The 13,580-nt window shown below is 44.9% G+C and carries 12 protein-coding genes and 1 tRNA gene; 6 read left to right on the forward strand and 7 right to left on the reverse strand.

Annotated elements, in window-relative coordinates; all coding sequences use genetic code 11:
• Nucleotides 1–104: 104 nt before the first annotated feature.
• Nucleotides 105–1,037 (forward strand): NAD-dependent epimerase/dehydratase family protein, encoded by a 933-nt coding sequence (locus tag AC3FZD_RS00660; protein WP_488738278.1) that lies wholly within the window; start codon nt 105–107, stop codon nt 1,035–1,037.
• Nucleotides 1,038–1,046: 9 nt separating this feature from the next.
• Here AC3FZD_RS00660 and AC3FZD_RS00665 read toward each other — a convergent pair.
• From AC3FZD_RS00665 to AC3FZD_RS00685, 5 genes are all read right to left on the reverse strand, one after another.
• Nucleotides 1,047–1,130 (reverse strand) — tRNA-Leu (locus tag AC3FZD_RS00665).
• 85 nt (nt 1,131–1,215) lie between these two features.
• Nucleotides 1,216–2,370 (reverse strand): ABC transporter permease, encoded by a 1,155-nt coding sequence (locus AC3FZD_RS00670; RefSeq protein WP_488738279.1) that lies wholly within the window; start codon nt 2,368–2,370, stop codon nt 1,216–1,218.
• 101 nt (nt 2,371–2,471) lie between these two features.
• The gene (locus AC3FZD_RS00675; RefSeq protein WP_488738280.1) at nt 2,472–2,657 is read right to left on the reverse strand and encodes a hypothetical protein; all 186 of its coding nucleotides are present in this window, start codon (nt 2,655–2,657) and stop codon (nt 2,472–2,474) included.
• 83 nt (nt 2,658–2,740) lie between these two features.
• Nucleotides 2,741–2,926: a hypothetical protein gene (locus AC3FZD_RS00680; RefSeq protein ID WP_488740429.1), complete on the reverse strand. Its 186-nt coding sequence runs from the start codon at nt 2,924–2,926 to the stop codon at nt 2,741–2,743.
• 13 nt (nt 2,927–2,939) lie between these two features.
• Nucleotides 2,940–4,142, reverse strand: coding sequence for a hypothetical protein (locus tag AC3FZD_RS00685; protein ID WP_488738281.1), 1,203 nt, complete (start codon nt 4,140–4,142; stop codon nt 2,940–2,942).
• A gap of 169 nt (nt 4,143–4,311) precedes the next feature.
• Between AC3FZD_RS00685 and crtR the strand changes: the two genes are divergently transcribed.
• Entirely contained in the window at nt 4,312–5,211 is a 900-nt protein-coding gene (gene crtR, locus AC3FZD_RS00690; protein WP_488740419.1) for a beta-carotene hydroxylase, read from the forward strand.
• Between the two features lie 113 nt (nt 5,212–5,324).
• Nucleotides 5,325–6,086, forward strand: a complete 762-nt coding sequence (locus AC3FZD_RS00695; protein WP_488738282.1) for a GUN4 domain-containing protein — start codon at nt 5,325–5,327, stop codon at nt 6,084–6,086.
• Nucleotides 6,087–6,110: 24 nt separating this feature from the next.
• Here AC3FZD_RS00695 and AC3FZD_RS00700 read toward each other — a convergent pair whose 3' ends face one another.
• Both AC3FZD_RS00700 and AC3FZD_RS00705 read right to left on the reverse strand, forming a co-directional pair.
• Nucleotides 6,111–7,994, reverse strand: a complete 1,884-nt coding sequence (locus AC3FZD_RS00700; protein ID WP_488738283.1) for a mechanosensitive ion channel domain-containing protein — start codon at nt 7,992–7,994, stop codon at nt 6,111–6,113.
• Nucleotides 7,987–8,568 carry an FHA domain-containing protein gene (locus tag AC3FZD_RS00705; RefSeq protein ID WP_488738284.1) on the reverse strand — a complete coding sequence of 194 codons (582 nt, stop codon included), beginning with the start codon at nt 8,566–8,568 and terminating at the stop codon, nt 7,987–7,989. Before AC3FZD_RS00705 ends, AC3FZD_RS00700 begins: the two co-directional genes overlap by 8 nt.
• Before the next feature lie 127 nt (nt 8,569–8,695).
• On the opposite strand from AC3FZD_RS00705, the gene AC3FZD_RS00710 reads away from it, so the two are divergent.
• The 3 genes from AC3FZD_RS00710 (at nt 8,696) to AC3FZD_RS00720 (ending at nt 13,529) form a co-directional block, all read left to right on the forward strand.
• The gene (locus AC3FZD_RS00710; RefSeq protein WP_488738285.1) at nt 8,696–9,535 is read left to right on the forward strand and encodes an ADP-ribosylglycohydrolase family protein; all 840 of its coding nucleotides are present in this window, start codon (nt 8,696–8,698) and stop codon (nt 9,533–9,535) included.
• Nucleotides 9,536–9,712: 177 nt separating this feature from the next.
• Nucleotides 9,713–9,838: a hypothetical protein gene (locus tag AC3FZD_RS00715; RefSeq protein WP_488738286.1), complete on the forward strand. Its 126-nt coding sequence runs from the start codon at nt 9,713–9,715 to the stop codon at nt 9,836–9,838.
• A 232-nt stretch (nt 9,839–10,070) separates the two neighbouring features.
• Entirely contained in the window at nt 10,071–13,529 is a 3,459-nt protein-coding gene (locus tag AC3FZD_RS00720; protein ID WP_488738287.1) for a PAS domain S-box protein, read from the forward strand.
• Nucleotides 13,530–13,580 lie beyond the last annotated feature (51 nt).

Genomic DNA, 13,580 nt, shown 5'->3' on the forward strand with positions numbered 1-13,580 from the left:
CTCTGCTCGGTTACAACGGTTTTCGCTCTTATGGCACTTGGCGTTGTTATGAGGGACAATAGTGATAAACTAGAAGTTAGAATCTGGAAAAAAAAGGAAAAATTATGCGAGTTTTGGTCATGGGTGGCACGCGGTTTATTGGCGTGTATTTAACCCAATTATTAGTGGCCCAAGGTCATGAAGTTGTCTTATTTAATCGAGGCAATAAACCTGCCCCCGTTGCAGGGGTGACGGAAATTCATGGCGATCGCACGGATGCCAGCCAAATCCAAGATAAGCTTGCGGGTGAGGAATTTGATGCGATTTTTGATAATAATGGCCGGGAACTGAGCGATACTCAACCTCTGGCGGATTTGTTCGCTGGTAAAGTGAAACACTTTGTTTATATGAGTTCTGCTGGAGTTTACTTAAAATCCGAACAACCGCCCCATATTGAAGGCGATCCTGTAGACCCGAAAAGTCGCCATAAAGGTAAGTTTGAAACGGAAGAATATCTGAGGGAAAAGGAGCTTCCCTTCACCTCTATTCGCCCCACTTATATTTACGGCCCGTTGAATTATAATCCTTTAGAAGTTTGGTTCTTTGACCGTATTGTGCGCGATCGCCCCCTTCCCATTCCTGGTACAGGTAACGCTATTACCCAATTGGGTCATTGTCATGACTTAGCCCAAGCCATGATAGCGGTTTTGGGAAACGCTCAGGCGATCGGTCAAATCTACAATGTTTCTGGGGAACGCTATGTCACTTTTGATGGATTAGCCCAAGCTTGTGCGATCGCTTGTGGTCAATCAGTAGAAAATATCCAAATTGTCCATTATGACCCCAAACAATTTGACTTTGGCAAACGCAAAGCCTTCCCTATGCGCGTTCAGCATTTCTTTGCCGATATTCATAAAGCCAAAACCGAACTCAATTGGCAGCCTAAATATGACCTAGTATCTGGGTTAAAAGATTCCTTTGAAACCGATTATCTGGCTCAAGGAAAAGAGAAGCTAGAGGTAGATTTTTCCCTCGACGATCAAATCTTAAATCGCTAACTCTGGGGATGCGGAACCGGGGACTTGAACCCCGAAGTCCTTGCGGACACTAGAACCTGAATCTAGCGCGTCTACCAATTCCGCCAGTTCCGCTTCTGGGAGTGTTTCAGTAACCTGACTAAGCACTCCGATCTTTTATTATTATCTATTTTAAGTTTAAAGTCAAGCTAATTTTTAATTAAGAGCGTAACGCTCTAACGGGATCGAGTTGACTCGCTTGCCAGGCGGGGAAAAAACTGGCTCCCATACCCACGACTAGGGCTGCTCCGAGGGAAAATCCAGCGACTTGGGGATCGAAGCGGTAGGGTAAGTCAAATCGATCGACGACAATGAGGGTTAAACTGTGAACGGTGGCGATCGCCATTACCCCCCCTACCCAACTCAGTAGGGTGGCTTCGAGAATAAATTGAAATAAAATATCCCGCTCCGTTGCCCCAATGGCTAAACGCAGTCCAATCTCTGCTCTTCTTTCCATCACGGAGGCAATGCTAATATTAGCAATGCCCACACCACCAACGAACAGAGCAATTAATCCCACTAATGCTAATCCTTGGGAGGCTAATTTTAGGGTTGTTTGCTGTTCTAAGATTTCATCTATATTGGTTCCTACCCAAAACTGTTGTTGGGGAAATCTCTGTTGAGCTAAACTTTTAACCTGTTGTTCTAGATGATTAAGCTGTTCTAAACTTTGGGGGCGAATCAACAGGTTCCGAAATCGCTGAGAACCGGTCAGGGCATAATAGAGGGTTGAAGGAATCAAAACCAGTCCTTGCTGCTCCCCGTCTGCTGGCAGGGTAGCGACTACGCCGATAATGGTGTAGGGCCTGCCCTCTGTATATATACGTTGATTGATCGGATTGCGGTCTTCAAAGAGTTGATCGACCAAAAACTGATCGACGATCGCCACCGCACGAAATTCTGCAAAATCTGTAGGTGTAAACGATCTTCCCTTCTGAAGTTGTCGGCCGGCCGTCGAGATAAAGGCTTCGGATACAGCACTGTTAGTGGCCTGAGCCTGTTGGTCTTCAAAGAAGACTGAACCATTCCAACTGATAAATTCATTGGTGGCGATCGCTTGAATTTGGGTTAACCGTTCCTGGAAAAAGACCTTATCCTCTGGAGTCATACCCCATTTCCAGATTTCAACCCGTGGAGCTTCCCGTTGGGCTAATTCCCTCTCCATAACGGCTGTAGAAATGGTACGGACTTTCAGAGTTGCATCAACAGCAAAAACCCCCATAAATATTCCGACCAAGGTCAAACCGGATCTCAAGGGATTTCGCCATAGGGAAGTCCAGGTCAGGAGTATGAGATGAGGTAAAGATAAACTCATAGCTCTTCTTAGGTAAAGGATTACCTAATTATGGCTGATTAGCTCTAACGTTGTGCCTCTTCAGGAGTATAAACAGGGGTGAGACGGTTTGATGCAAGGAGCTATTTTCTAGCCATTAATTGAATCTGCTGCAACAAACACTCTACCTCGGCTTCTAAGTGTAAATACTTCACTTGCTGATCCGCTTGATACAAGTTCTGCATCTTTTTCCAGGATTCTTTGGCTTGAATGGAGGTTGATACAGATTTATTTTCGGTAGCTAAGGCAACATTAGAAGAAGTTTTCATTTTATTTAGGAGGATATGCTTATTCACACCACAGAGGAATTATAGCGTAACTCTTACTAATCATCAAGTTTTGTAACAAGAGGCTAGAAACGGGTGAGGCTTAGTTGGAGGATACCGGCGGCGATCGCCGTCCAGAGCAGTAAAATGATGATTCCTCCAGGAATAAAGGTCAATAGCCCGATTCCTCGGAGTATCCAGAGGAGAACCGCTCCTAGAAGGCTAAATACAAATAACCAGTAGACTGGACTACTCGATCTCATATTCATCATTATCTGGCATGGCTCACTTCCTAGATTGAGGTTTTGGCCAAGGAATGTTAGCATATTTGGCCAAGTGGTGGGCAACAGCGATCGCCCCCCATTGATTAATATGACTGGGATCGGCGAAATAGTCAGGATTCTTTAGGCTATTTAATTCCTGGCTCACCAGATTGACCACCTTGAAGCCCTGATGATCCGACCACTGGTTAAGTTCCTGCTGAAAAGCTTGTTCATAGCCTAAACGGACTGGATCGAGATAATCGGCAGTGAGAGGAAGATTAACAAAGACAAGGGGAACTCGCCGTCTTTGGGTGTAGCTGAGTAAATTAGAGAGGGCGATCGCCTGTTCTCCCTGAAGATAAAATTTGCTATAATCCCCATCAAACTGTCCAGCAATGCGGGGATACTGGCTATAGTAAGTTTGGGGATTAAACACCTGCTGAACCGGCAAAAAGCCCAAAGGGGTTAAATCGCTCAAGGTACGGTTAGCTTGGATGGTAGCTAAGGCCTTATCCCAGATGGAAGCTTGATGGCGTTGGGAAACTGGAGGCAAAAGACAAGGGGAACTAAGGGCACTAGAAATTAAGGAAACCGATGACTCTGAACTGGCAAAGGGTACAGGAAAGTCATAACACTGCTCGGCATCCGGCCAAGGTAGGGGAACCATAGGACGGACTCCTGCTAACAGTAGTTGATACCCTTCAGATTCAAGAATTGATTCATAAGTGCGATCTGGGCGACCACTATTAAAAGCTCGTACCCCATCAGCCCAGAGAATGAGACGGGGAAGTTGATCGGGGGTGAGAATTTCTCGAATCAACAGATCCACCACTTGAGCGGTTGCGCCGTTGATCCCAAAATTATAAATGCTCAACTGTTCCCCGTTTTCCCCTTCTAGGGCTTTCCTTAAAGCGAAGGGATCGACCCCTTGCAGGGCACGGGAACTGCCGACAATGAGAATATCGGGGGGGCCATAGAGCGCCACCTGATGCAAATACCAGCCCAAATGGTCATTGAGTCGTTGAGAGCCAAAATTAGCGGGAGTAAAGCGGGTTAAACCCGGTTGGGGAAATCCTCCTTCCATCGCTAACCAGCCAGAAAACCGGGTAGGGAGAGGTTCTAAGGCAGAAACCTCAGTGGGAGAGAGGGTATAGGCTTGCCAGAGGCGATCGCTACTTCCCCAAGTTAGGAGGACACTCGGCAATAGGAATAACAGGAGCTTCATCACCATAGATTCCGTTTCGATCTTCTCTTCGTAAGATAAAGGCGATCGAGGGATAGCAGCATAGATTTATTAAATGAGTTGATGTTACAAAACTTTATTATTTTCCCGTCATCCTCTATACTACCCAAAGGCTTATTTGTACGAGTTACATGAAGGAGTACCGAATCGCATGATGGTGTCGGAGGGACAAAGACCCCTGACCGTTCCCAAAGAGTTGCTTCACCCACCTGAGACCTTTTTGAATCTCAATGTGATTATGTTCTTGGCAGCTCTGATCTTAATTGGACTGTCAGTCTGGGGATATTGGTGGGCAGGTTGGCCCCATTGGCTCTCATTTATGGAGAGTATCTTGGCATTGCATTTATCAGGAACAATCATTCATGATGCCTCCCATAATGCTGCACATCGCGATCGCCTGCTGAATGCCATTCTCGGTCATGGTAGCGCTCTCATGCTCGGTTTTGCCTTTCCGGTGTTTACCCGCGTCCATATTGAGCATCACCTTAACGTCAATGATCCTGAAAATGACCCCGATCATTTTGTCTCCACAGGGGGGCCTCTCTGGCTGATTAATGCCCGCTTTTTCTACCACGAAATCTACTTTTTCCGGCGCAAACTCTGGAAAAATAATGAGCTTCTAGAATGGTTCCTCAGTCGTTTGTTTCTAGTGGCGATCGTTGCCGCAGCTTATCATTGGGGTTTCTTGAGCTATATTCTCAATTTTTGGTTCGTTCCCAGTGGCATTGTTGGTTTAGCCCTAGGCTTATTCTTTGACTATCTTCCCCATCGCCCCTTCCATGAAACCGCCCGGTGGAAAAATGCTAGAGTTTATCCGAGTCCGATCCTCAATCTATTAATTTTTGGCCAAAACTATCATCTCGTTCATCATCTTTGGCCCTCTATTCCCTGGTACTACTACCAAAAAACTTATGGAGTGATGAAACCTCTATTAGATCGTAAAGGTTGCACCCAAACCCTAGGACTTCTAGAAAAACAGAGCTTTTGGAGTTTCCTTTATGATGTGTTCATCGGCATTCGTTTCGGTAGTCATGGGAAATCGAAGGGTTAGCTAGACTAACGGTTTTGCTCAGAAAAACTCTGGAAATGTTTGCATGAATGGAGTTTTGAAGTGCAATTGGCTTAGAGCCAATTGCCCTAAACTTAAGTTATCCTCTCACTAATTTGAGTCCGGTTTTGGAAGAAGAACGGCGCATAACATTATCGAATTATGCCCAACAGATGGGGGTTTCCTATAAGACGGCTTGGCGCTGGTGGAAGCAGGGTAGGCTGATGGGGGAGCAGTTGGAGAATGGTTCGATTTGGATTGAGGAGTCGATGTTGTTGCCAGAGCAGGAAACGGAGACGGATTGGTTAAAGAAACAGCTAGAAATAGCGGCTCAGGAGCGGGAAGAATTGAGAAACCTTTTGTATGAGGTTTTGGCTCAATTAGGAGGGTTACAGGGAATTACAGAGCTAAATCCTTGGCCGTCTGAGGTGGGGATGGACTATAGTCATTTGGTGGATTTGCTGGCGGCGGGGAGTTGGCAAGAGGCAAATGAGTATACTTGGGGGTTAATTTTGGCGCTTGCGAGATATGAGGAGGGGGATGATCTGGCGCTGGAGGAGATGGAGGGACTGCCGAGGACGGATATAGAGACGTTAGATCGGCTGTGGTATGAGTATAGTGAGGGTCGGTTTGGGTTTGGGGTGCAGGAGTGGATTTGGGAGGAGTGCGATCGCCATTATGAGGCATTTTGCGATCGCATTGGTTGGCGCTCTGGGTCCAAATGGTTAAGTATGGATCAACTAATTTTTTCTCTCTCTGCACCGGTGGGGCATCTTCCGGCGATTATCTGGCGTAACCGTGCTTGTTATGGTTTAGGATATCATTCGCCGGAGGAGGTGTTAGAAACCTTGTTTTCAATTATGCCAAAAGCGCCATAGGTTTTTATTCAAAATGATTCATGACTAATAAAAGCGGTAAAATTCATAATTGTCTTGAAAGGGGATATCCTGAAAAGCGTGATGGATGATTTGGCGATCGCACAACACCTGCCCTAACTGCACGGATTGCGGTTGTTTGAGCTTCAATTCTTTCATCCACCAATCTACCGCTTCTGCGGCCACAAATACACCGGGATAGAAATTGCCTCGATACCATCGATCCTTAATCTCTACCCCTTCTTCCCCTTGCATTTTCTGCACCAGATACTCCAATGCTGTATCTGTTAACTCTAAAGGGGGATTATTCTGCGGTTGTGGTTGGTCTTCGCCCTTGTGCAAATGCTGTAAAATTTCGTCTAAATGGCTCGATCGCAGATGTAAATCCCGTTGAGGATAGGGAATTTCCATCTTATAGTAGCGTAAGGCTTTCTCTAAGCGAAAATAGAGGTCACTTTTGAGCTTAAACTGTCCGCGAGGTTCCCTAATCCATACCAATAGCTCAAAATCTAAAGAACTCTCTCCAAATCCCTTAAATAACACCTGGGGAGGGGGTTCAACCATCACATCTGTATGGGAGTTGGCCGTATTTATAAGTACCTGGCGAACCTGTTCCGGGTCACAATTATAGGAGACTCCCACGGGTAATCGCAACCGCGACACTGGGTTACTATGGCTCCAGTTAATCACTTCTGTTTCCAAAAATCGAGAATTGGGCACAATAATGGAAACCTGATCTAAGGTTAAAATCTGGGTGCTGCGAGCGCCTACCTGTTCCACCGTCCCCATTAAATTGGCTACTTCAACAAAATCGCCTGCTTGCACATGGCGCTCAAAGGTGATAATCAAGCCACTGATGAAATTATTGGCGATATTTTGGAGTCCAAACCCAATCCCTACCCCTAGTACACTGGCAATAATGGTTAATGAGCTAACATTTAATCCCCAAATTTGTAAGATAATCAATAGACCTAGAAACATGAGTAGGGATTGCACCAGTACCCCTAATACGTCTTGGACGGCTCGATCGGTACTGGTAAAGGCTAGGATACGGGTTCGGAATAGGCGAGTGAGCGATCGCACCCCAATCCATAACCCGGCGGTTAATCCGATTAATGTGAGCAGATCTAGTAGTGAATAGCTGTTCTCATTCAGGGTGAAAATGGGGTCGATCAAACTCTCCAGAATGAGATCGAAGAGCCAATAGCGCGATCGCCGCAATAGGGGAAACAGATCGGTGAGATAATACCCCACTGCCCACCACAACCCAAACAGCAGCCCAAAACGGACTAACTTAATTAACCGATGCAGTAATTTTTCTGAAATTTGTAAGTTCTGAATCTGTAATTCTCCATCGGTAACCCAAGCTCCGAGGCGACGCTCTCCTAGCTTGACTCCCCGATCTACCCCTAGGTGAAGGGCGATCGCCACTAACAGCACCCCCAGCATTACCAATACCGCTTGACGCAGATATTCAGCCGTGCGCTCATACTGGGCGGTCTCAATCCCATTTAAAATCAAGGCTGCATAGCGCCGCGCTTGGGATTCTACTGTTCTTTCTCCTCGAACATCTTGGGGAGTTACGGTTAACAAATAGGAACGATCGAAACTTAAAATCGCTTGCTCGTTATCGGGATCGATCTTGTATTGGGGCGCATTTTCCTGATCCTGGAGATAGTTTTGCAGCAATTGTTCCAATTTGAGGTTAATCACCTCTGCCCTTTCAGGTGCAGGAAAGCCTACAATACCGCTAATTTCAAATAAAACGTTACCATCGATTTGCACGGTGGCCCGTTCTTCGATGGGGCTAAAGGGCGATCGCCCCCAACTGGGGTAAGGGACTAGAGTCAAGAGACACACCAATAGGCTCACCAGTATCCAATATGGCGATCGCCGCCCAAATTTAATCATTGCGCCATTCCATCCTCAAAGCCTCTTCTACACCCGGTTTAGAGGGTCTAGACTTTTCCAATAGCCAACTCACAACCGCCCAAGTGCCTACCGCCAAACCAACGGCCATCACAGCGCCCATAATACCAATCATCCAGGACTGAGACCACCAAGGGGTGACCGAGATTTGAGTGGGAGAATTTGAGGGAGATCGGCGGGTGCTTTCGGGTTCTGTGGCTTCAGGATCGTACTGACTAATCACGGTTAAGGTGATTTGATAGGGGCCAATTTCGATCCGATCCTGACTCTGAACGGGTAAGGTTCCCTGTTGCAGGAGATGATTGTGTAATCGAGTGCCATTAACACTGCGATCGGTTAAGAGGATTTGCTTTCCTTCTAGAGTAATCAGGGCATGGAAACGAGAGACTTTCTTATGGTCGAGTACCACAGGGGTAACGGTCTGATTCTCTACGGTTTTGGGCATCGAGACCTCCTCTCGGCCCAAGGCGACTGGTAAGGGAAATACGGGGTCTTGGCGATCGCCCGTTTCCGGATCTTGCCAACTTAATTGAATGAAAAATGGCTCCTCAGACATAGGGGAAAGGCAACAGAAGAAATTTAAGGTCAATGACCTGTGCTTCTAAGCTATAGTTTCAGCGTCTATTTGACAACACGGGTTGAACGATTGAAGACTATAACCCCTTGGAGAGGTGAGTAGGAAGATGTTATTAGAATTAGCTATTGGTGATGCTTACGGTGCTGGGTTTGAGTATGCCGAGCCAGAGTTTGTTGAGACGCATAATCATTTGAGGGGCTATGTTCAAAATCTCCGTCATCCCCTAATACCAGGTTCTTATACCGATGATACCCAAATGAGTCTGGCGATCGCCGAAGTCTTAATTTCTGGACAACCCTGGACAGAGCCAGTTCTTGCTGATGCCTTTGTTAGGGTCTTTAAGCGGGATCAACGGGAAGGTTATGCGGGCAAATTTTATCAGTATCTCTGTAGTGTGGAAAATGGAGAGCAATTTTTAGCCGGTATTAATTGGCATTCTGACAAGAGTGGAGCCGCCATGCGAGCGACTCCCATCGGTCTTTTACCGGATATTGAACAGGTTATGGACTATGCCCGTATCCAAGCTCGGATTACCCATAATACTCCTGATGGCATTCGAGCGGCGATCGCCTCAGCTCTGATGGCCCATTATTTTTGTTATCAATTGGGGGCAAAAGCTGATTTAGGTCAATTTCTAGAAGCCCATGTTAGCGGATACTGGGCTACCCCTTGGACGGGAAAAGTCAAATCTCAGGGGTGGATGAGTGTGCAAGCGGCAGTGACGGCGATTATGTGCAATCATTCTCTAAGTGGTTTATTACACGATTGCATTGCTTTTACGGGAGATGTGGATACGGTAGCAGCAATGGCTTTAAGTGCTGCCTCTTGGAGTCCAGAAATTGAGCCAGATTTACCGGATGTGTTAATTTCTGGATTAGAATCAGGGGCTTATGGCATTGATTATTTGCGCCGTTTAGATCGGCAATTGCTATGCTTTAAACCCTAAGATCTAAGGGGTAACTGAAGCAACAGTTTAATTTAGTCCGTCGTCGCAGTGCTTTAGAAAATTGTTTGGGGGACGGTTGCGGGAGGTTTCCCTATGGCAGTGTTTAAGAGGGAGGTTTTCTTGATCGCTCTTACTTGAAGGACTGGCCACCCTAGAGCCGGTTAAACTGGTAGATAGATGTGGCTTTTCAGCCAGCCGATCGCCTTTCGAGAGGACAACAGCAACAGGTGGCGAGGCGATCGCCCTGTCGATTTAGTCCAAGCCTATAGCGATCGCCTCTTAGGACTACAAGGGGGAAAATGAGTCCTCGATCTCCCCAGCGATCAACTCACTCCAGAGCAATTAGGCACGCTTTATGCCGATCAACCTTAAAATCGTTAATTTCCATCCCTATTTTGCATTTATCATAAGTATAAATCTAACCGATCCTAGGTTCTAGAGTTCAGCACAGTCAAGAGACTTTTGGTTGTATCTAAGTATCCTGTTATTATCTTGGGAATTTGCAAATATGCTTCATCCCCCTGCATCGTCACCCGTGAATATCATTATTGTCCATCCCCAACCGGAATGTTTAGCTTGGCTCTCTACCTTTCTGGTTGAACAAGGGTATGATGTCAAATGGGCTACTGAAATTTCCCAAGTGTTGACCTTAGTGGATGCTGTCGATCCGAGTTTGATCTTTTTAGAAGTTGGGTTTTCTCATTTTGCTGCCTTAAATATTTGTACGGCTCTTCAACATCGTTTAAATGTACCGATTTTAGCCATAAATTCCTCCGGTGCTTCCGTAGATAAAATGCAGTTCTTTGAAGCAGGAGTTAAAGATTATCTAGTTGCTCCCTTCAACTTGATTGAACTACGGGTGAAGACCGCTAGTTATACTCAGCATCAAAAAACCTATAAACAAAACCAGGCTTTATGGCGATCGCTCCAAAAACAGGATTCGATTATCGAACAACTCGAAGCCAGTTGGGTATTATCAGAAGAACGATTTCATAAAATCTTCTTTTCTAGTCCCAGCTTGTTATTTTTAATTGGCTACGATCGAGGAGAAATTCTAGAAGTTAATAACAATTGTATAGACTATATTGGCTATAAACGAGAAGAAATTATTGGTCAGCCGATCGCTCATCTAAATTTACTTTTATCCTCTAAGGACTGGAATTTTTTATTTGATGAAGTCGATCGACATAAAGAGGTTTCTAATATTCAAGTCACTTTCAAAAATAAGGAAGGTCAAGAAAGAATTGGCTTAATATCTGCCCAAGTTATTAAACTGGGTGGGCAAAAATATTTGTTACTAAACATTAATGATATTACGGAAATAAGTTACTCCAAACAAGTATTGGAAAATTCTGAAAATGAGCTTTTAGCTATGTTTGGAGCCATGGATGAAATCATTGTGGTTTTAACCTATGAGGGAACATGCCTAAAGGTTGCACCCACTCGATATTTCAGGGAATTGCAGCAGAAAAAAGCTAACTTAGAACAAAATATCGATCCTATTATTCCGCCACAAGTTGCTGAATTTAAACGGTATTGGACGCGCTATGTTATCGATCAAAAAACTACCATAGAAAACCTTGAATATTGTTGGCCGATGGGTGGAGAAGAACATTGGTTTGTAGCGACCATTTCTCCCCTAAAACACAATACAGCTATTTGGATATCCCGTGAAATTACTTATCGAAAAGATACAGAAAAAAAACTAGGGTTACTGGAGAGGGCGATCGCCGTCAGCACCAATGGTATTATCATTAGCGACTCCACTAAACCGGGAAATCCCGTTGTCTATGTCAATTCCGGATTTGAAAAGCTCACCGGTTATACCAAAGCCGAAATTCTCGGTCGAACTTGTACCATTTTACAAGGAGAAGACCGCAATCAACCTGGATTAAGCCTCTTAAGACAAGCTCTAAAAGAGAAAAAATCTTGCCGAGTGACGCTCAAAAATCATCGCAAAGATGGTAGTGTGTTCTGGAATGATCTCTCCCTATCGCCCATTTTTAACGAGCAACAAGAACTCCTCTATTATATTGGCGTGCAAACAGATGTTACAGAGCTTAAATTAGCCAAAGATGCCCTTGATGAACAATATCAATTGTTGCAACAAGAAATAGAAGGACGCAAGCAGACTGAATTAGCTTTGCGGAAGAGTGAAACCCAATATCGTCAGTTAGTTGATTCTGCAAACAGTATCATATTACAAATCGATTGTCAAGGAAATATTGTCTTCTTCAATGAATTCGCCCAACGTTTTTTTGGTTACACTGAAGACGAAATTATCGGTCAAAATATCAAAGGTACAATTGTCCCGATCAAAGATACAGATGGGCAGAATTTATATCCAATAATTGACGAAATTTTAGAACATACAGAACAGTATGCGACCTATGAAAATGAAAATCAACGCAAAAATGGCGATCGCGTGTGGGTTGAATGGACAAATCGCTTACTCTATAACGAATCTGGAGAAGCGGTTGGAATCTTGAGTGTCGGTATGGATGCCACAGCTCGGAAACAGACTCAAATTGCCCTACAAAGTGCCAAACAAGCGGCGGAAATGGCCAATCACACCAAAAGTCAATTTATTGCCCGGATGAGTCATGAACTCCGCACCCCCCTGAATGCTATCCTCGGATTTACCCAAATTCTCAAGCGGGAATCTTTGCTGAGTGGAGAACATCAAGAATACTTACACATAATCAATCGCAGTGGTGAAAATTTATTAGATCTGATTAATGATATTCTCTCTTTGTCTAAAATTGAAGCGGGTAAGGTTAGTTTAGACGAAACCTGCTTCGATCTATATCGCTTGCTCTATGAAGTGCAGGATATGTTAAGACTAAAAGCCGATCAGAAAGGCATTCGGTTATCCTCGACCTTTGATCCAAAAGTTCCCAGTTGGGTCATCGCCGATCAGGGTAAACTGCGACAAATTCTGATAAATTTATTATCGAATAGCGTTAAATTTACTCATGAAGGATCGGTCACCATTCGGGTCTTTCCGGCTCCTAATAAGGATCAACTTCTAACCCAAGAGTATATCTGGGAAATCCAAGATACGGGTGAAGGAATAGAAGCAGAAGAATTACCCTTATTGTTTGAACCCTTTATACAAACGCGCTCTGGGGTAAAATCTGGACAAGGAACTGGACTGGGTTTGACGATTTGTCAACAACTGGTGCAACTGATGGGGGGAGAGATTAAGGTCTGCTCTGAGGTGGGGGTTGGGACTTTAGTCAGAGTTCAACTTCCCTTACGAGGGGCTGCTCTAGAAGACCTGCCCCAGGAAACTCTGGAAAAACAGCCCATTGCTTTAGCTCCCAATCAACCCATCTATCGAATTTTAGTTGTCGATGACCGGTGGGAAAATCGGCGATTGTTAGTGAAACAACTTCAACCCCTAGGTTTTGAGGTACAGGAAGCAGACAATGGGGAAGTAGCCTTAACTCTGTGGGAAAATTACGCTCCTCATTTGATCTGGATGGATTTGCAAATGCCTGTTATGAATGGTTATCAAGCTACTCGCTTGATTCGGATGGAAGAGGAGAAGACTGGCCGAGCTGCAATTCCGATTTTAGCGCTCACAGCCAGTGCATTGGAGGAAGATCAAGTATTGATTGAGGCGGCCGGATGTAATGAATTAATTCATAAGCCCGTGACTCAAGCTGTTTTATTAGCAAAAATGAGCCATTATTTGGGTGTGGAGTATATCTATGAAACTCCGGAAAATCAGGAGATCGTTGTCCATCCCAGTTATGAGACAGAGAGGAGACTAAGTAGAGAGCAATTGATGGGAATGTCCATCAATTGGGTCAATCAATTGTATCAAGCTACCCTTGAAGCTGATGAAGAGTTTATCCAAAAATTGTTGCTAGAGATTCCTAATAATCAGTCTGACTTAAGGGAGGCGATCGCCGATTTAGTCGAGCATTACCGCCTGGATCTGATTCTGGAGACGACTCTAGAGGCGATCGAGGGCCAAAGATCTTGATCGGAGTTCGGAATGCCAATGTTATAAAGGGAAAGAGGCGATCGCAGCTCA

The sequence above is a fragment of the Roseofilum sp. KMC-1 genome (assembly GCF_057802075.1).